Origin of the sequence: Oxalobacter paraformigenes (genome assembly GCF_000158475.2) — a bacterium.
Classification (GTDB): Bacteria; Pseudomonadota; Gammaproteobacteria; order Burkholderiales; family Burkholderiaceae_D; genus Oxalobacter; species Oxalobacter paraformigenes.
Genome location: NZ_KI392031.1, coordinates 1,440,991 through 1,458,030 on the forward strand (window position 1 = coordinate 1,440,991; position 17,040 = coordinate 1,458,030).

The 17,040-nt window shown below is 51.3% G+C and carries 22 protein-coding genes and 2 tRNA genes; 22 read left to right on the plus strand and 2 right to left on the minus strand.

Going from position 1 to position 17,040, the window contains the following annotated elements; genetic code table 11:
• The first annotated feature begins 77 nt into the window (after positions 1–77).
• The 22 genes from OFAG_RS13995 (at position 78) to OFAG_RS11095 (ending at position 16,756) form a co-directional block, all read left to right on the plus strand.
• Complete coding sequence (locus tag OFAG_RS13995) at positions 78–248, plus strand: hypothetical protein (protein ID WP_005876015.1); 171 nt, start codon at positions 78–80, stop codon at positions 246–248.
• Entirely contained in the window at positions 245–1,174 is a 930-nt protein-coding gene (locus tag OFAG_RS11005) for an ATP-binding protein (RefSeq protein ID WP_005876014.1), read from the plus strand. Before OFAG_RS13995 ends, OFAG_RS11005 begins: the two co-directional genes overlap by 4 nt.
• 128 nt (positions 1,175–1,302) lie before the next feature.
• Complete coding sequence (locus OFAG_RS11010; RefSeq protein WP_005876012.1) at positions 1,303–2,160, plus strand: phage Gp37/Gp68 family protein; 858 nt, start codon at positions 1,303–1,305, stop codon at positions 2,158–2,160.
• Entirely contained in the window at positions 2,157–2,852 is a 696-nt protein-coding gene (locus tag OFAG_RS11015) for a DNA adenine methylase (RefSeq protein WP_005876010.1), read from the plus strand. Before OFAG_RS11010 ends, OFAG_RS11015 begins: the two co-directional genes overlap by 4 nt.
• A gap of 616 nt (positions 2,853–3,468) precedes the next feature.
• A complete protein-coding gene (tet(W), locus tag OFAG_RS11020; RefSeq protein WP_005876003.1) occupies positions 3,469–5,388 on the plus strand; it encodes a tetracycline resistance ribosomal protection protein Tet(W) in 1,920 nt (639 codons plus the stop codon).
• A gap of 50 nt (positions 5,389–5,438) precedes the next feature.
• Positions 5,439–6,206 carry a class I SAM-dependent methyltransferase gene (locus tag OFAG_RS11025; RefSeq protein WP_005876002.1) on the plus strand — a complete coding sequence of 256 codons (768 nt, stop codon included), beginning with the start codon at positions 5,439–5,441 and terminating at the stop codon, positions 6,204–6,206.
• Positions 6,207–6,377: 171 nt separating this feature from the next.
• Positions 6,378–6,800 carry a sigma-70 RNA polymerase sigma factor region 4 domain-containing protein gene (locus OFAG_RS11030; RefSeq protein WP_002586616.1) on the plus strand — a complete coding sequence of 141 codons (423 nt, stop codon included), beginning with the start codon at positions 6,378–6,380 and terminating at the stop codon, positions 6,798–6,800.
• Complete coding sequence (locus OFAG_RS11035; RefSeq protein ID WP_002586615.1) at positions 6,793–7,005, plus strand: helix-turn-helix domain-containing protein; 213 nt, start codon at positions 6,793–6,795, stop codon at positions 7,003–7,005. Before OFAG_RS11030 ends, OFAG_RS11035 begins: the two co-directional genes overlap by 8 nt.
• Positions 7,006–7,502: 497 nt before the next feature.
• On the plus strand, positions 7,503–7,901 hold the full coding sequence (locus tag OFAG_RS11040; protein WP_002596229.1) for a plasmid mobilization protein: 399 nt from the start codon (positions 7,503–7,505) through the stop codon (positions 7,899–7,901).
• On the plus strand, positions 7,873–9,498 hold the full coding sequence (locus tag OFAG_RS11045) for a relaxase/mobilization nuclease domain-containing protein (protein WP_005875991.1): 1,626 nt from the start codon (positions 7,873–7,875) through the stop codon (positions 9,496–9,498). The genes OFAG_RS11040 and OFAG_RS11045 overlap by 29 nt, the downstream gene beginning before the upstream one ends.
• A gap of 10 nt (positions 9,499–9,508) precedes the next feature.
• Entirely contained in the window at positions 9,509–9,874 is a 366-nt protein-coding gene (locus OFAG_RS13560) for a cysteine-rich VLP domain-containing protein (RefSeq protein WP_470381946.1), read from the plus strand.
• A 135-nt stretch (positions 9,875–10,009) separates the two neighbouring features.
• Positions 10,010–10,741: a replication initiator protein A gene (locus OFAG_RS11055; RefSeq protein ID WP_231371698.1), complete on the plus strand. Its 732-nt coding sequence runs from the start codon at positions 10,010–10,012 to the stop codon at positions 10,739–10,741.
• Positions 10,738–11,580: an ATP-binding protein gene (locus OFAG_RS11060; protein ID WP_005875988.1), complete on the plus strand. Its 843-nt coding sequence runs from the start codon at positions 10,738–10,740 to the stop codon at positions 11,578–11,580. The genes OFAG_RS11055 and OFAG_RS11060 overlap by 4 nt, the downstream gene beginning before the upstream one ends.
• Before the next feature lie 14 nt (positions 11,581–11,594).
• Entirely contained in the window at positions 11,595–11,783 is a 189-nt protein-coding gene (locus OFAG_RS11065; RefSeq protein WP_020995296.1) for a transposon-encoded TnpW family protein, read from the plus strand.
• Between the two features lie 111 nt (positions 11,784–11,894).
• The gene (locus OFAG_RS11070) at positions 11,895–13,511 is read left to right on the plus strand and encodes a recombinase family protein (RefSeq protein WP_005875986.1); all 1,617 of its coding nucleotides are present in this window, start codon (positions 11,895–11,897) and stop codon (positions 13,509–13,511) included.
• 328 nt (positions 13,512–13,839) lie between these two features.
• On the plus strand, positions 13,840–14,160 hold the full coding sequence (locus OFAG_RS11075) for a hypothetical protein (RefSeq protein ID WP_147617628.1): 321 nt from the start codon (positions 13,840–13,842) through the stop codon (positions 14,158–14,160).
• Positions 14,157–14,354 carry a hypothetical protein gene (locus OFAG_RS14005; protein WP_005875985.1) on the plus strand — a complete coding sequence of 66 codons (198 nt, stop codon included), beginning with the start codon at positions 14,157–14,159 and terminating at the stop codon, positions 14,352–14,354. Before OFAG_RS11075 ends, OFAG_RS14005 begins: the two co-directional genes overlap by 4 nt.
• Positions 14,347–14,694: a Lar family restriction alleviation protein gene (locus tag OFAG_RS13570; RefSeq protein WP_020995298.1), complete on the plus strand. Its 348-nt coding sequence runs from the start codon at positions 14,347–14,349 to the stop codon at positions 14,692–14,694. Before OFAG_RS14005 ends, OFAG_RS13570 begins: the two co-directional genes overlap by 8 nt.
• The gene (locus tag OFAG_RS13575) at positions 14,681–15,082 is read left to right on the plus strand and encodes a Lar family restriction alleviation protein (RefSeq protein ID WP_005875983.1); all 402 of its coding nucleotides are present in this window, start codon (positions 14,681–14,683) and stop codon (positions 15,080–15,082) included. Before OFAG_RS13570 ends, OFAG_RS13575 begins: the two co-directional genes overlap by 14 nt.
• On the plus strand, positions 15,069–15,506 hold the full coding sequence (ssb, locus tag OFAG_RS11085; RefSeq protein WP_020995299.1) for a single-stranded DNA-binding protein: 438 nt from the start codon (positions 15,069–15,071) through the stop codon (positions 15,504–15,506). Before OFAG_RS13575 ends, ssb begins: the two co-directional genes overlap by 14 nt.
• Before the next feature lie 12 nt (positions 15,507–15,518).
• A complete protein-coding gene (locus OFAG_RS11090) occupies positions 15,519–15,812 on the plus strand; it encodes a helix-turn-helix domain-containing protein (RefSeq protein WP_081695722.1) in 294 nt (97 codons plus the stop codon).
• On the plus strand, positions 15,809–16,756 hold the full coding sequence (locus OFAG_RS11095) for a tyrosine-type recombinase/integrase (RefSeq protein WP_231371699.1): 948 nt from the start codon (positions 15,809–15,811) through the stop codon (positions 16,754–16,756). The genes OFAG_RS11090 and OFAG_RS11095 overlap by 4 nt, the downstream gene beginning before the upstream one ends.
• Positions 16,757–16,762: 6 nt before the next feature.
• On the opposite strand, the gene OFAG_RS11100 is transcribed toward OFAG_RS11095, so the two are convergent.
• A tRNA-Arg gene (locus OFAG_RS11100) sits at positions 16,763–16,839 on the minus strand.
• A gap of 99 nt (positions 16,840–16,938) precedes the next feature.
• Positions 16,939–17,015, minus strand: a tRNA-Pro gene (locus OFAG_RS11105).
• Positions 17,016–17,040: the final 25 nt, after the last annotated feature.

Consider the following 17,040-nt stretch of genomic DNA (forward strand, 5'->3'; position numbering starts at 1 on the left):
CTGATGTGGGGAATTGGTTGGGGACTATTCATCGGCCTGTTCTGGGTTGCCGCGGAAATCATCAGAGGAGCAATAGCATGACACTTGCACAAGCTAAAAACTATCTCGGCGACACTTACATCCTGTCGCCCGAATATCGACGGGAAGACAATCCGGCGCATGACTACAGGGAAGGGGCCTATTGGCTTCAGCCGGAAAACGTTGACGTGGCCCGACTGATCGCCTGCGAAAAAGGAGGTGCGGCATGACGATTCAAATCAGGAGGGCCGTCCGCAAGAAAGCGAAGCTGCGCCTTGGCATGGCAGGCCCCAGCGGATCGGGCAAAACCTATTCCGCTCTCCTGCTGGCGTTCGGCCTTGGAGGCAAGATCGGCATGATCGACACCGAGCATGGCTCCGGTGATCTGTATGCCGATCTGGGCGACTACGACATTATTAATGTCGATGCTCCCTACACGGTCAAAAAATACCGGGATGCTATTAGGGCGTTTGAAGATGCCGGGTACGACGTAATCATTATCGACAGTCTGTCGCATGCGTGGGCCGGTGATGGCGGTTTGCTGGACAAACAGGGCAAAATCGCCGATTCCGGAAAACCCGGCATGAACAGTTATTCCGCCTGGAGGACGATCACACCGGAGCATAACGGCCTTGTCGAAGCCATGTTGACCAGTCCCTGTCACATCATTGCGACGATGCGCTCAAAGCAGGAATACGTACAGGAGAAGAACGACAACGGCAAGACGGTGATTAAAAAGGTTGGCATGTCTCCGATACAGCGTGACGGCATGGAGTATGAGTTCACGGTCATGTTCGATATTGATACCCAACATGTGGCGTCCACGTCCAAAGACCGTACCCGCCTGTTTGACGGGCAATATTTCACGATTACCAAAGAACACGGAACAAGGATACTCGACTGGCTCGAAAGAGGCGAGGAAGCGGCGCAACCTATCTCCATCTCGCAACGCGAAGAGTTGCTGCGTTTGCTGGACGAAGTGGGCTTAAACGCCATGAAATTCTGTGAAAAGTTTGGTATTGCGCATGTCGGCGCCCTGCCTGCATCTCAATTTGCCGAAGCAAAAAAATCCATCGAAGAGTACCGGCAGAAAAAGCTGGAAAAAATTGCGGCGATGAAGGCGCAAGAACCGGAAGAAGACAGGGATTGGGAATGAAACTGAAAGACTGGCTGATGGATCAGCCCCCAGATGAACCGATGAGCGAGGAAGAGCAATAAATACTCTTCAGCCCCAGCGGTTTGTGGGTAAAAACTGCCGCAGAGGTGACAGGTGGAGTTTTGTAAATGACTAAAACAAAAATCGAATGGTGCGATTACACCTTCAATCCGTGGATCGGTTGTCAGCCGGTCAGCCCCGCTTGCGATAACTGTTATGCGGAACGCTTATGCAAACGGTTCGGCAAAGACTGTTTCGGAACCGGAAAAGAGAGAATCAGGACAGGCGCGAAGAACTGGGAGTTTCCGGTCAAATTGAACAGAAAGGCGGGAAACAAAATTTACAATCACACAGCAGACGGCTTTATAAGAAAAGATTGGGGGGATGATCATAAACGGCTTTTGGCTTCTTTTCGTCCAAAAGTCTTTTGCGGCTCCATGTGTGACGTGTTCGACAACGCAGTACCGGACGAATGGAGAAAAGACCTGTTCCGGCTTATCGCTGACACTCCATATATTGACTGGCTGTTATTGACCAAGCGTATTGGTAATGCACCTGCCATGATCGAAGGCGCTATGAGTGGATACGACAGCGGATTTTGTGGGCTGCCTGATAACGTTTGGTTGGGTATCACGGTTTGCAATCAGCAAGAAGCCGAAAGGGATATCCCGAAATTACTGGACGTTCCCGCCAAAAAACACTTTCTGAGCATGGAGCCGCTTCTCGGCCCCGTCGATCTGGAAAAGGCTCTGGCATGGCAATCTGATGTCGTAGGGATTGACTGGGTGATCGTTGGCGGGGAATCCGGGCCAAATGCCCGTCCGATGCACCCGGACTGGGTACGGCGCATTCGGGACGACTGTGAAATGTTTGCCACGCCGTTTTTCTTCAAGCAATGGGGCGAGTGGTACGGCATGGAGAGGATTGGGAAAAGAGCCGCTGGTCGTATGCTGGACGGCAGAACATGGGATGAGGTGCCGGAATGATCTCCCCCGCACTCCGTTATCACGGCGGGAAATACCGTCTCGCTCCCTGGATTATGGGATTTTTCCCGGTACATGCGTGTTACGTAGAACCGTTCGGGGGTGCAGCAGGTGTTCTGCTCCGAAAACCACGCTCTTACGCCGAGGTTTATAACGATCTGGATAGCGATATTGTCAATTTCTTCCGTGTTCTCCGGGATCCGGAAACACGAGAAAAGCTGACGGAAGCACTCGTCTTGACTCCCTACTCCCGCAATGATTTTACGATTGCTTTTGAATCTACGGATGATCCGGTCGAACGGGCAAGACGGACAGCCATACGCGCACATATGGGATTTGGTTCTTCCGGTGCCACCAAAGGCATGACCGGATTCAGGATTGACACGAAAAGAGAATATGCGACAGCCCAGCATCTCTGGGAGAGATACCCGGACACGATACGTACCATCGGAGAACGCTTTGCGGGTGTACTGATTGAAAACCGTCCGGCTGTCCGCGTCATGCTGCAGCACGATACACCGGCAACCTTGCATTACGTTGATCCGCCATACGTCCACTCGACAAGAGACAAGAGTGCATCGTCCAGGAATTATTACAGACACGAAATGACGGATGAAGAACACGTCAAATTGCTGGATACGCTGAAAGAATGCTCATGTACGGTAAAGAAGCAAGCAACCGAAAACAATAGATAGACCGCCAGCACTACACTATTCCGAACCAAAGACCAAAAGATAAGCATTTTGAGAAAATCTAAACTTTTGGATTTTCCTACAATGCCGACTACGGCGGAATCCCTCCCACTCCTTATATATTTCTTTCTGTATACATTGAATTTGTATTTAGTAAAATGCAGACAACACCACGGATCGGCTTTTGGCTGGACAATTCCAACCAAACACCGCAGCAGACAGTAGAAACCATTCTGAACGTTAGGAAGCCGGTATGATTGTTACATATAAGGGGAAGAAAAATTTCTTTTAGATACTTGTTTTCCTAAAACTGATGTGATATAATAATTCAATTCCAGAAAAGGAGTAAAAAATATGCGGCAAGGTATTCTTAAATAAAACTATAATCAAATAGTGGGAACAAAGGATTATGATAGTCCCTTTTGTAGGGGCTTAGTTTTTTGTACCCAATTTAAGAATACTTTTGCCTTATCAATTTTGACATATCCCCAAAAACAGCACTCACAAACAGGTGTATGCTGTATATGTGTATGTCCGCAAATTATCATCCCCAGTGGTAAAAGTATTTTACTGCTGGGGATTTTTATGCCCTTTGGGGCTGTAAAGGGAGGACAATCACATGAAAATAATCAATATTGGAATTCTTGCCCATGTAGACGCTGGAAAGACGACCTTGACGGAGAGCCTGCTATATGCCAGCGGAGCCATTTCAGAACCGGGGAGCGTCGAAAAAGGGACAACGAGGACGGACACCATGTTTTTGGAGCGGCAGCGTGGGATTACCATTCAAGCGGCAGTCACTTCCTTCCAGTGGCACAGATGTAAAGTCAACATTGTGGATACGCCCGGCCACATGGATTTTTTGGCGGAGGTGTACCGCTCTTTGGCTGTTTTAGATGGGGCCATCTTGGTGATCTCCGCTAAAGATGGCGTGCAGGCCCAGACCCGTATTCTGTTCCATGCCCTGCGGAAAATGAACATTCCCACCGTTATCTTTATCAACAAGATCGACCAGGCTGGCGTTGATTTGCAGAGCGTGGTTCAGTCTGTTCGGGATAAGCTCTCCGCCGATATTATCATCAAGCAGACGGTGTCGCTGTCCCCGGAAATAGTCCTGGAGGAAAATACCGACATAGAAGCATGGGATGCGGTCATCGAAAATAACGATAAATTATTGGAAAAGTATATCGCAGGAGAACCAATCAGCCGGGAAAAACTTGTGCGGGAGGAACAGCGGCGGGTTCAAGACGCCTCCCTGTTCCCGGTCTATTATGGCAGCGCCAAAAAGGGCCTTGGCATTCAACCGTTGATGGATGCGGTGACAGGGCTGTTCCAACCGATTGGGGAACAGGGGAGCGCCGCCCTATGCGGCAGCGTTTTCAAGGTGGAGTATACAGATTGCGGCCAGCGGCGTGTCTATCTACGGCTATACAGCGGAACGCTGCGCCTGCGGGATACGGTGGCCCTGGCCGGGAGAGAAAAGCTGAAAATCACAGAGATGCGTATTCCATCCAAAGGGGAAATTGTTCGGACAGACACCGCTTATCCGGGTGAAATTGTTATCCTTCCCAGCGACAGCGTGAGGTTAAACGATGTATTAGGGGACCCAACCCGGCTCCCTCGTAAAAGGTGGCGCGAGGACCCCCTCCCCATGCTGCGGACGTCGATTGCGCCGAAAACGGCAGCGCAAAGAGAACGGCTGCTGGACGCTCTTACGCAACTTGCGGATACTGACCCGCTTTTGCGCTGCGAAGTGGATTCCATCACCCATGAGATCATTCTTTCTTTTTTGGGCCGGGTGCAGTTGGAGGTCGTTTCCGCTTTGCTGTCGGAAAAATACAAGATTGAAACAGTGGTAAAGGAACCCACCGTCATTTATATGGAGCGGCCGCTCAAAGCAGCCAGCCACACCATCCATATCGAGGTGCCGCCCAACCCGTTTTGGGCATCTATCGGACTGTCTGTTACACCACTCCCGCTTGGCTCCGGCGTACAATACGAGAGCCGGGTTTCGCTGGGATACTTGAACCAGAGTTTTCAAAACGCTGTCAGGGATGGTATCCGTTACGGGCTGGAGCAGGGCTTGTTCGGCTGGAACGTAACGGACTGTAAGATTTGCTTTGAATACGGGCTTTATTACAGTCCAGTCAGCACGCCGGCGGACTTCCGCTCATTGGCCCCGATTGTATTGGAACAGGCATTGAAGGAATCGGGGACGCAGCTGCTGGAACCTTATCTCTCCTTCACCCTCTATGCGCCCCAGGAATACCTTTCCAGGGCTTATCATGATGCACCGAAATACTGTGCCACCATCGAAACGGCCCAGGTAAAAAAGGATGAAGTTGTCTTTACTGGCGAGATTCCCGCCCGCTGTATACAGGCATACCGTACTGATCTGGCCTTTTACACCAACGGGCAGAGCGTATGCCTTACAGAGCTAAAAGGGTATCAGGCCGCTGTCGGCCAGCCGGTCATCCAGCCCCGCCGTCCAAACAACCGCCTGGACAAGGTGCGCCATATGTTTCAGAAGGTAATGTAAAGATACATAATCGTCAAGACGGCAACAATCAGAAGTTATGGAGGGTAACAATGGAATATCGTAAGGAAGATTTAATGGAAGCAAAAAAGCAAATTTTGGGAGTGGGAGAGAACATGGGAACAGAGGAAAGTAAAAAAATCTGGGAGGAGAACGCACAATTTTGGGATAATGCAATGGGTGACGAATCTAATGAATTTCACAGAGAGGTAGTGCGTCCCAAAGTAACGGAACTTCTATCTCCTAATCCTGCGGATTATATTTTGGATATTGCGTGTGGCAATGGAAATTATTCTTCGTATCTTGCACAAAGAGGCGCTTCGGTTGTCGCTTTTGATTACAGCAAAAAAATGATAGAATTGGCTAAAAGACGGCAATCACAATATGCAAAACAAATTGAATTTTGTGTGGCGGATGCGACCGATAGAAAAAGTATATTAGAATTAAAAAGAAATCGAGCCTTTACGAAAGCAGTTTCTAATATGGCAATTATGGATATTACGGATATTGAACCACTTCTTATGGCTGTTTATGAACTGTTGCAGGAAAGCGGAATTTTTGTCTTTGCAACGCAACACCCTTGTTTTGTCACGTTGACTGAAAAATATATGACACCGCACAGTTACTATGATATAGCGATTGAAGGGCAACCGAAAGAGCAGATTTATTATCATCGTTCCATACAAGATATTTTTAACCTTTGTTTTAGAGCTGGATTTGTCATTGATGGATTTTATGAAGAATGTTTTAAAACCAACAAAGAAATTCCTATGGTAATGATAGTAAGGCTTAAGAAGGTAAAACGTGATAGCTTAAAATAAATTCAAGTTTGTCGGGTAAATAGCAAACCCAGCCGAGCCAGTCAACGGTCAAGATGAACGGCGCATATGCGCAGCCGTTGACAGCCCCGCCCGCCTTTGCTGGTAGGCAATCAAGGGGCGACAGCAAGAAGTGCCACCGCCCCGCACTATTATTCAGAAAGGGGAATTTCCATGACCGACCAGATAGCCTATCAAGAATATATCCAGCGCAGGTACAACGCCTTTTGCAAGACTGTTATCCGCTGTGCCGCCTTGGACAAGATTTTGAAGCTTAAACGGCAATGGGAACGGCAAGTTTCCCTTGACTATCTGATGAACGAGAAGTTTGTCCAGTTTGCCGCGTCGGAGCCGGACGAGGAATACCCATTTACCGTCTGCGGTCAGACCGTCCTGCTCTGCAACGCCGCCCTTGCCGACGCGATCTCTGTTTTGCCGGAGCAGACGCGGGAAGAAATCCTGCGCTATTACTTTCTGCGCCAGCCGCAGCGCGTGATCGGCGCGTGTATTGGCCGGTCACGCAGCACAGCGGGGCGGCATATCCAGCTTGCCTTGCAGCGGCTACGCGAAGAAATGGGGGTGAGCCGGTATGAGTAGACTTCTCCCCTATGAAACAATCCTCAAAGCCCGTGAGGGCGACCCAGAAGCCGTGAACGCTGTCCTGCTCCACTACGCCGGATATATCCGCTATTTCTCAAAAGTGAACGGGCAGGTCAACGCCGAGGTGGAGGACTATGTAAAGCAGCGGTTAATTGACTGTCAATTCAAGTTCCGGCTTGACGAACCACCGGACAAGTCATAAAAACTGAATACCAGCCGCCACCGACGCGGCCAGCGAAAGCAGTAAGTCTTGAAAAAGATTTACTGCTTTTTTTGTTGTCCGGCTCCGCTCCCGGCCATTTTGCCCCCTGCCGGTTGTAGTAGTAAGCGAGGAGGGAATTTTTCTGCCCTGGTGTTTGGCATTTGGAGCATTTACCCGTAGTAGAGGGCAAAGAGAAAGGATTTCTCCAACACCGGGTAGAAACCACTGCGTCCGGTGTCATTTTAGCGAAAGCGGGCAGGAATGCCCTTTACAGGATTAGTAGTAGCAGAAAAAGAGAAACAAACTTTTGTGGTTGCAGTTTTCCAAAAAAGTGGCGGACGGAAGTGAGAGAAAGTTTGCAGTCACGGAGAGCAAGTTTCTACCACGGTGCCAAAATCCGCAATTCTGCAGTTTTGCCCCTCGCGGGAAACTTGTTGGGGAGTGCCTTCCCCAAACCCTGCTCATGCGCCCTTACGGGCGAGAAAGGAGGTCACACCATGCGAAAGAAATACAACACGCCCCACCGCAGCCGCGTTGTGAAAACCCGGCTGTCCGAAGATGAGTATGCCGACTTCACAGCGCGGCTTGCGCCCTATGGTATCAGCCAGTCCGAATTTCTCCGGCAGGCGATACGGCGGGCGACCATACGCCCGGTTGTCCATGTGTCGTCGGTCAATGACGAGTTGCTTTCCGCTGTCGGGAAGCTGACAGCCGAGTACGGCAGGATCGGCGGCAACCTCAATCAGATTGCCCGGTATCTGAACGAATACGGCGTACCCTACAACACCCTTTCCGGCGAGGTACGCGCCGCCATATCCGACCTTGCCGTCCTCAAGTATGAAGTCCTCAAGAAAGTAGGTGACGCGGTTGGCAACACTCAAGCATATCAACTCTAAAAACGCCGACTACGGAGCCGCCGAGCAATATCTTCTCTTTGAGCATGACGAGTTTACCATGAAGCCCGTCCTTGATGAAACCGGCAGGCTTATCCCCCGCGAGGACTACCGGCTGTCCACGCTGAACTGCGACGGGGAGGATTTTGCCGTTGCGTGTATGCGGGCCAATCTCCGCTATCAGAAAAACCAGCGGCGGGAAGATGTGAAAAGCCACCACTACATCATCAGCTTTGACCCGCGGGACGGGCCGGACAACGGCCTGACCGTAGACCGGGCGCAGGCGTTGGGGGAACAATTCTGTAAAGAGCATTTTCCCGGCCACCAGGCCCTTGTCTGCACCCACCCGGACGGGCATAACCACAGCGGCAACATTCATGTGCATATCGTCATAAACAGCCTGCGGATTGAGGAAGTGCCGTTCCTGCCCTACATGGACAGGCCGGCCGATACGAAAGTCGGCTGCAAGCACCGATGTACCGACGCTGCCCTGCGCTACTTCAAATCCGAAGTCATGGAGATGTGCCACCGGGAGGGGCTTTATCAAATCGACCTCTTGAACGGCAGCAAGAACCGCGTCACCGACCGGGAGTATTGGGCGCAGAAAAAGGGACAGGCCGCGCTGGACAAGCAGAACGCCCCCATGATTGCCGATAGTATCACGCCCCGGCAGACCAAGTTTGAAACGAACAAGGAGAAGCTGCGGCAGACCCTACGGAAAGCCCTTGCCACCGCCGCCAGCTTTGACGAGTTTTCCTCTCTGTTGCTGCAGGAGGGTGTGACCGTCAAGGAGAGCCGGGGGCGGCTTTCCTACCTCACGCCGGACAGGACAAAGCCAATTACCGCCCGGAAGCTGGGCGACGATTTTGACCGCGCCGCTGTCTTTGCCGTTTTAGAGCAAAACGCCGCCAGAGCAGCCGAAGCGCCAGCCAGATCCCCCGATCCCCCACGCACCATAAAAGACCGCTTGCAGGTTGCCAGAGCCGAGATAGCCGCCCCGAAACAGGACGGAGTGCAGCGGCTTGTGGACATTGAGCAGAAAATGGCCGAGGGCAAAGGCCGGGGCTATGAACGCTGGGCGAAGATACACAATCTGAAGCAGGCCGCCAAAACGCTGTCCGTCTACCAGCAATACGGCTTTACTTCCCCGGAGCAGTTAGAAGCCGCCGTTGACACCGCCTATCAGAAAATGCGCCAGACCAGCGGCGAACTGAAAGCACTGGAAACGAAGCTGCAAGGGAAAAAGAAGTTGCAGCGGCAGGTGTTGGCCTACGCCCAGACCAAGGCCGCCCGCGACGGGCTGCGGGCACAGAAATCCGAGAAAGCCCGCGCCGCATACCGGCAGGCCCATGAGAGCGATTTTATCATAGCCGACGCAGCAGCCCGGTATTTCAAGGCGCATGGCATTACCAAGCTGCCCGCCCGGAAAGCGTTGCAGGCCGAGATCGAGCAGCTTATCTCCGAGAAAGACGGCCTGTATAACACCTATCACGAACAGAAACAGCGGTTCAAGGAGTTGCAGACCGTCAAGCGGAACATCGACCAGATTTTGCGCCGGAGCGAGCCGCACCGCAGAAAGGAGCAGAGCCATGAGCGATAAGCTGCCCCGCATGGACTACCGCCAGCACCGGCGGGCGCGGCGGCTGGTGCATGAGTGCTGTAACTACGACGGGGGGAACTGCCTGCTGTTAGATGACGGGGAGCCTTGCGTGTGTGTCCAGAGCATTTCCCTTTCTCTCATGTGCCGGTGGTTCCGTGTGGCTGTCCTGCCCCTTGACGAGGAACTGGCCGCCGCCCTCTTGTATCGGGGGAGCCGGAAACGATGTGCCGTCTGCGGCGCGGCCTTTGTCCCCAAGTCAAACCGGGGAAAATACTGCCCGGACTGCGCCGGACGCATGAAGAAAATCAAAGCCGCCGAGCGAAAGCGGAAACAAAGGCATAAATGTCACGCTTTAGAGCCTTTCAAACCCGCATAAATCAAGGCTTTTTTCGTGGGTGTCAAAGGGTGCGCGATACATTTATCCTTTTCCACCGGAAACGCCGTCCTAATGCGTGACAAACTGCCAAAATCAACCCGAACACAGGGAGGTGATACTATCGCTGATTATATCATGGCAGACACGCCGCTGCCTCTCTTTCTGCCTTATCCCCGTTTCCTGCTGAAAATGGAGATTTCCCAGACCGCCAAGCTGCTGTATTCGCTTCTGTTAGACCGCTCAACCCTCTCACAGAAAAACAAGTGGCAGGACGACAAGGGCAGGATTTATATTATCTATCCCATCGCGGAGATAGCCGAAATACTGGATAAAGGCAGCACCACCATAAAGGGGGCGCTTAACGAACTGGACATGGCGGGGCTTTTGGAACGGGAACGGGGCGGCTTCTCCGCACCGAACCGGCTATATGTGAAAGTGCCACGTGTGCCACAGGTACAGTTTTCCGACCAACTGATGGCCGGAAAACCGACCCTCACAGAGCCGGAAAACCGACCTACTGATGGTCAGAAAACCGACCTTATGATGGTCGGAAAACCGTCCCCTAACCAAACTACTATAAACAACCTTACAGAGAACCAAACAATGGGAGCGAGTGGGGAGCCGCCCGCAGCTTTTGGCAGATACCAGAATATTTTCCTGTCAGAAACAGAATACGCAGAACTGAAAGAGGACTACCCCGACAGGCTGGAACGGTTCATTGAGGAATTGAGCCAGTATATCGCCGCCACCGGGAAAGATTACCGCAACTATGCCGCCGCTGTCCGTATGTGGGCAGACCGGGACAGAAAGGGAGCCGCAAAACAGGGCGTCCCCGATTACTCATTCAAGGAGGGAGAGAGCCTATGAACACCACATTTTCAGAAATGATTGACAGATTGACCGCCACCACCCCGGAGCCGGAGGACTACACCGGCGAGGACGGTTTACTGTACTGCGGCAAGTGCCATAAGCCGAAAGAAGCCTATTTTGCGCCGGACAAGGCCGCTGTCTTTGGCCGTGACCGCCACCCGGCAGAGTGCGACTGCCAGAGAGCCGCCCGTGAGGAACGGGAAGCCGCCGAGAAACGACAAAAGCACCTTGACACCGTAGAGGACTTGAAACGCCGGGGCTTTACCGACCCCGCCATGCGGGACTGGACTTTTGAGAACGACAACGGCCAGAACCCGCAGGCAATCCGGGCGCGCAACTATGTGAAGAACTGGGAACGGGCATACGCCGGGAATGTGGGCTGCCTGTTCTGGGGGAGCGTCGGCACCGGCAAGAGTTACCTTGCGGGCTGTATCGCAAACGCCCTCATGGAGAAAGAAATCCCCGTCTATATGACGAATTTTGCCCTTATCCTCAATGACCTTGCCGCCAGCTTTGAGGGCAGGAATGAATATATTTCCCGCCTTTGCCGCTATCCGCTGCTTATCCTTGACGACTTCGGCATGGAGCGCGGGACAGAATACGGGCTGGAACAGGTTTTCAATGTGATTGACAGCCGTTACCGCAGCCGCAAGCCGCTGATCGTCACGACCAACCTCACGCTTTCAGAGTTGCAGCACCCAAAAGACACCGCCCATTCCCGGATTTATGACCGGGTGCTGGAAATGTGTCCCCCGGTGTGCTGTACCGGCGGCAATTTCCGCAAAAAGGCCGCGCAGGACAAGCTGGGGCTTTTGAAAGAACTGATGAACGAGTGAAAGGAGTATTGCCTATGGCAGATAACAAGCAGCACGACACCCGCACCGCCCGCCGCCCCGACTGCGTGACGGAAATCCGCATGGGCAATTCCGTCCTTGTCGTGTCCGGCTATTTCAAAAAAGACACTACCACCACCGCCGCCGACAAAATGGCGCGGGTACTGGAAGCGGAAGCCGCTGCTACACAAAAACCGGCGATTTGACAAGCTGTAAAGAAGCAGATTTGACACTTTTGCCGCTATACAACCAGCCCTGTTCCGTGGTACAATGAAACCACGGAATAGTGGGGCTGGCTGTCGGAAACGGAGGATTTTATGTTAAGACAAGCCACCCAAAACCTCATTACCGCCCTTTATCCGAGATTGTCCCATGAGGACGAATTGCAAGGCGAGAGTAATTCCATATCGAACCAAAAAAGGATACTCGAAACCTTTGCAAAACAAAATGGCTTTACCAATCTGCGCTGGTACACCGACGACGGCTTCTCCGGCGCGAACTTTCAAAGACCCGGTTTTCAAGCCATGCTTGCAGACATTGAAGCCGGGAAAGTGGGTACGGTCATCGTCAAGGACATGAGCCGGTTAGGGCGAAACTACTTGCAGGTAGGGTTTTACACGGAAATGCTGTTCCCTCAAAAGGGAGTGCGGTTTATCGCTGTCAACGACAATGTGGATAGCGCAAACGGCGGCATGGACAACGATTTTACCCCTCTGCGAAATCTGTTCAACGAATGGCTGGTGAGAGATACGAGCAAGAAAATCAAGGCAGTAAAACGAGCAAAAGGCATGAGTGGAAAGCCTGTTACCAGCAAGCCGGTATATGGCTACCTCATGGACGAGGACGAGAACTATATCGTTGACGAGGAAACCGCGCCGGTAGTCCAGCAGATATACCAGCTTTGCCTTGCCGGGAATGGCCCGACCAAGATTGCCCGTATGCTTACGGAGCAGCAAATCCCCACGCCGGGGACGCTGGAATACCGCAGGACGGGCAGCACCCGCCGATACCACCCCGGCTATGAGTGCAAGTGGGCGACGAACACCGTCGTTCATATCCTCGAAAACCGGGAGTACACCGGCTGTCTGGTAAACTTCAAGACGGAGAAGCCCTCTTACAAGGTCAAGCACAGTGTAGAGAACCCCGTGGAGAAACAGGCTGTTTTTGAGAACCACCATGAGCCGATTATCGACACGGAAACATGGGAGCGTGTGCAGGAGTTACGCAAGCAGCGCAAACGCCCGAACCGCTATGATGAAGTGGGGCTGTTCTCCGGTATGCTGTTCTGCGCCGACTGCGGCCATGTGATGTACCAGCAGCGGTATCAGAACAAGAACCGTAAGCAGGACTGTTACATCTGCGGCAGCTACAAGAAGCGCACCCGCAACTGTACGGCACACTTTATCCGCACCGACCTGTTGACCGCCGGTGTCCTCTCCAATCTCCGGCAAGTGACGGAATACGCCGCCAAGCATGAGAGCCGCTTTGTGAAGCTGCTTATCCAGCAGAACGAGATCGGCGGCAAGAGAAAGACCGCCGTAGCCACCAAGCAGCTTGAACAGGCGCAGGAGCGTATTGCCGAAGTGAGCCGCATTATCAAGCGGCTGTATGAGGACAATGTAAACGGCAAAATCAGCGACGAGCGTTTCATGGAACTGTCGGCAGACTATGAGCAGGAGCAGCGGGAACTGAAAGACCGCGCCGCCGCTTTGCAGGCCGAACTGGACAAGTCGCAGGCCGCCACCGTCAACGCGGAAAAGTTTATGGGGATTGTCCGAAAGCACCTTGCCTTTGAGGAACTTACCCCCACCCTCTTGCGGGAAATGATTGAGAAAATCGTCGTGCATGAGTGCAGCTATGACGAGAACGGCACCCGCAGGCAGGACATTGAGATTTATTACAGCTTTGTCGGCAAGATTGACTTGCCAGAATAACTGCCCGACCTATCCGACACAATGGCCAAGTGCCGGATAGGAACGGCAAAATTTTTTACACTTCTATTACTTCTTTATCGCACATAAACATACTTTCCGGATTTGTCGTGTTGTCAGGCTACGAAAACGAGATATACAACGATCATCTCACTGAGTGGACGCAATATCAGACTATTGCCCGTATTGCGGCTCACCGGGGAACGGCAATCCGAAAAGAATGCGTCTGGCTTAATCCTGCATGTGCTGATGCTCTGAAACGGAAAAAATCGCAAATATCATTGTTTGCGGAGGCGGTATGACTTGCGGATTCGAAAGAAAGGAAAACGAAATGAAAGAAAGAAAACCGCACAAATGGGCATACGTCATTAAGTCTTGGGCTTATGGATATCCAGTGCAATATAGGTTTATAGGCAGTGATTTTTGGATTGACGAAGAATTAGGGGGCGGGTGTCCACTTTTTGACGAAAAAAATCGAGAATGGCGCGTTAAACCGGAAAACATTGTTGTTAAAACCCATATTGGTTACGAAACAGACAGTTTTGCCGGTTGGGGAGATATTTTTCAAAGCGCCTTGATAAAACCAAATATTCAGTTTGAATTTAACCCGGATACAAAAAAACTCGTTAAAGCAGAGGTGATCGAAAAATGAGTAAGGGATTGGTTGTATTCATTAAAACAAATATGCTCGGAAGTGAAGTAAAAGAATTTTATCCTTGGGATAAATTAGGAATTACTGAGCAAGAGTTTGAGGCCATGCTGCGAGAAACCCAAGAAAAATTTGCATGGAGTATCGTCAGCGAAAACCTTGACTGGGGATTTTACAAGGGGGAAGAAAATGAATAAAAGTTCTGAATTACTACCCTGCCCGTTTTGTGGTTGCAATGAAACTGGAATCCAGAAGGGATATTTTGGTCATGCTATACCGGCTTGTACAAATTGTGGGGCATCGTTACCGCTTTGTAAAAATGCCGAATTGGCTGCTGCACGCTGGAATACCCGCGCAGAAGTTTATATCGCTCATCCCATCACCGGCGAACCGATGGATAAATCCCAGTGTAAGCGGGTTATCACACAGATGGCCGATCAAATTAAATATCTGAAAGAGCAGCTTGGCATAGTCCATCGCGGCGCAAAAACGCTTACTCAGATGTCTATTGTGGAGGGCACTCATGAAAAAACCTAAATTAAAGCCCTGCCCGTTTTGCGGCGGAAAAGCACACGTCAATACAGACACTAATTGGCAATTCGATTTCGAGGCACGGGTTTTTTGTGCTAATTGCGAAAATGTTGAATTCTCTGCGATTTCGGAGGAGTCACCAGAAGACGCAGAGAATCTTGCGATAGAAACCTGGAACACCCGCGTTTACCCTACGGAAGTGCAGGCGGCGATTGATAGAACGGTTGCAGCACCGGTTAGGATTTTAAAAAATTATCCGAAATCGCTTGAAGATGTTGATTCCGGCCCTGATTTATATTGTCCGGAATGCGATGAGGAACTGGAGGGGTATGAAAACTTCTGCCCGATTTGCGGTAAAAAACTGGATTGGGAGTTTGGAAATGGCATCGATTAACAAGGTTATCATCGTCGGCAATCTCGGTCGCGATCCGGAAAACCGGTATCTGCCAAGCGGTGAACAGGTTACGGGAATTGCAGTAGCCACGACCGATCGCTGGCGTGACAAGGCGACCGGAGAACAAAAGGAAGCGACCGAATGGCATCGTGTTTCGTTTTTCGGCAAGCTCGCCGAGATTGCCGGCCAGTATCTGAAAAAGGGATCGCAGGTCTATATCGAAGGGCGCCTCAGAACGCGGAAATACACGGACAAGGAAGGCATTGACCGTTACGCGACCGAAATCATTGCCGATACCATGCAGATGTTGGGCAGCAAACAGGATAGCGGCAATGGCGGTCAGAGTGGAAATAACGGACGCAACAGCTACGCCGACGCAAAAGAGACCGGAAGAATGCCACCGGATGACGATATACCTTTTTGATTTGGGTGGAACATGGTGAAAACGCTAACCGCCGAAGAAGTTGGGGAAATACTGAAACTCACCCGGACCAGCGTAACCGTCAAGGCAAAATCTGGCGAAATACCCGGAATGAAGATCGGCAATCGCTGGATTTTCCTTGAGGTTGATTTACTTGCATACATCAGGTCACAATATAAATGCGCACAAGGCGGCAAGGAGGAAATATGTCGCTCTACAAACGTAAGGATTCGTCCTACTGGTGGATCAAAATCACGTCACCAGGTGGAAAGCGAATACAGCAAAGCACTGGGACTGAAGATAAAATGAAGGCTCAGGAATACCACGACAAAATCAAGGCAGCACTTTGGGACGAGGAGAAGCTCAATAAAAAACCGCAAAGAACATGGCAGGAAGCGACCGTTCGCTGGCTGAATGAAACGTCGGACAAACGGACGACCAGAGAGGATATTACCAAACTTCGCTGGCTGCATCCGATTCTGGGGAATCTGACACTGGACCAGATCAGTTTGCCTGTTATCGACATGATCAGGGAACGCAAGCTGAAGGAAGCCAGCAAAGCGACCGTCAACCGTTATCTCAATCTTGTCCGTGCGATTCTGAACAGGGCGAAGAACGAGTGGGAATGGATCGACGGATTTCCAAAAATCAAAATGTACAAGGAAAGCAACAACCGAAACCGTTCTCTCACACCGGAACAAGCCGACAAATTGCTGGCGGAACTGCCGGAACATCAACGGGATATTGTCCTGTTTGCATTGTACACCGGACTGAGACAACGGAACGTGCTGGATATGGAGTGGGAACATGTCGATCTTGAACTGAGACACGCATATGTTCCCAGGACTAAAAACGGAGAAGCGTTGGCGGTACCTTTGAACGATGTCGCGATGTCAATCATCACGAAGCAGATCGGCAAGCATCCGCAATTCGTTTTTTCGTATCGCGGTAAGCATATCAGATATGCCAATACGCTTGCGTGGCGAAAGGCGCTTGTCCGGGCCGGGATTACAGATTTCCGGTGGCACGACCTGCGGCACACGTGGGCAACGTGGCAACGTAAGGCAGGCACACCAACGCACGAGTTACAACATCTGGGGGGATGGAAAACTCGTGCGATGGTGGAACGATATGCACATATCGCGCCTGAAGCACTTTCCAACGCAGCGTCAAGGCTCAATAAAATCAAGCTCGGTTACGTTTTGGCTACGTTAGGAGAAAATGATGTTTGCAAAAATGACGTAAGTGCTTGATTTTATTGGCCTGCCCTAGTGGATTCGAACCACTGACCTACGGCTTAGAAGGCCGTTGCTCTATCCAGCTGAGCTAAGGGCAGACTGAAATCGACAGAATTCTTTATTGAAGAGAGATATTATAAACAATCTTTGGCTTCAATAAAAAAACGGGCTGCCAAAGACAGCCTCCGTTTTATGCATGGTCGGGGCGAGATGATTCGAACATCCGACCCACTGGTCCCAAACCAGTTGCGCTACCAGGCTGCGCTACGCCCCGAAGACCGTAATAATACCTTTCCCCC

What these genes read in the sequence shown, in the direction of transcription:
- OFAG_RS13560 (WP_470381946.1), top strand. Translation starts at nt 9,509, where the DNA reads ATGGACTACCGCCAGCACCGGCGGGCGCGGCGGCTGGTGCATGAGTGC.
- OFAG_RS11025 (WP_005876002.1), top strand. Translation starts at nt 5,439, where the DNA reads ATGGAATATCGTAAGGAAGATTTAATGGAAGCAAAAAAGCAAATTTTG.
- OFAG_RS14005 (WP_005875985.1), top strand. Translation starts at nt 14,157, where the DNA reads ATGAGTAAGGGATTGGTTGTATTCATTAAAACAAATATGCTCGGAAGT.
- OFAG_RS11090 (WP_081695722.1), top strand. Translation starts at nt 15,519, where the DNA reads ATGGTGAAAACGCTAACCGCCGAAGAAGTTGGGGAAATACTGAAACTC.
- OFAG_RS11060 (WP_005875988.1), top strand. Translation starts at nt 10,738, where the DNA reads ATGAACACCACATTTTCAGAAATGATTGACAGATTGACCGCCACCACC.
- OFAG_RS11055 (WP_231371698.1), top strand. Translation starts at nt 10,010, where the DNA reads ATGGCAGACACGCCGCTGCCTCTCTTTCTGCCTTATCCCCGTTTCCTG.
- OFAG_RS11040 (WP_002596229.1), top strand. Translation starts at nt 7,503, where the DNA reads ATGCGAAAGAAATACAACACGCCCCACCGCAGCCGCGTTGTGAAAACC.
- OFAG_RS11070 (WP_005875986.1), top strand. Translation starts at nt 11,895, where the DNA reads ATGTTAAGACAAGCCACCCAAAACCTCATTACCGCCCTTTATCCGAGA.
- OFAG_RS11095 (WP_231371699.1), top strand. Translation starts at nt 15,809, where the DNA reads ATGAAGGCTCAGGAATACCACGACAAAATCAAGGCAGCACTTTGGGAC.
- OFAG_RS11005 (WP_005876014.1), top strand. Translation starts at nt 245, where the DNA reads ATGACGATTCAAATCAGGAGGGCCGTCCGCAAGAAAGCGAAGCTGCGC.
- OFAG_RS11010 (WP_005876012.1), top strand. Translation starts at nt 1,303, where the DNA reads ATGACTAAAACAAAAATCGAATGGTGCGATTACACCTTCAATCCGTGG.
- OFAG_RS11030 (WP_002586616.1), top strand. Translation starts at nt 6,378, where the DNA reads ATGACCGACCAGATAGCCTATCAAGAATATATCCAGCGCAGGTACAAC.
- ssb (WP_020995299.1), top strand. Translation starts at nt 15,069, where the DNA reads ATGGCATCGATTAACAAGGTTATCATCGTCGGCAATCTCGGTCGCGAT.
- OFAG_RS11035 (WP_002586615.1), top strand. Translation starts at nt 6,793, where the DNA reads ATGAGTAGACTTCTCCCCTATGAAACAATCCTCAAAGCCCGTGAGGGC.
- OFAG_RS11015 (WP_005876010.1), top strand. Translation starts at nt 2,157, where the DNA reads ATGATCTCCCCCGCACTCCGTTATCACGGCGGGAAATACCGTCTCGCT.
- OFAG_RS11065 (WP_020995296.1), top strand. Translation starts at nt 11,595, where the DNA reads ATGGCAGATAACAAGCAGCACGACACCCGCACCGCCCGCCGCCCCGAC.
- OFAG_RS13570 (WP_020995298.1), top strand. Translation starts at nt 14,347, where the DNA reads ATGAATAAAAGTTCTGAATTACTACCCTGCCCGTTTTGTGGTTGCAAT.
- OFAG_RS13995 (WP_005876015.1), top strand. Translation starts at nt 78, where the DNA reads ATGACACTTGCACAAGCTAAAAACTATCTCGGCGACACTTACATCCTG.
- OFAG_RS11075 (WP_147617628.1), top strand. Translation starts at nt 13,840, where the DNA reads ATGAAAGAAAGAAAACCGCACAAATGGGCATACGTCATTAAGTCTTGG.
- OFAG_RS13575 (WP_005875983.1), top strand. Translation starts at nt 14,681, where the DNA reads ATGAAAAAACCTAAATTAAAGCCCTGCCCGTTTTGCGGCGGAAAAGCA.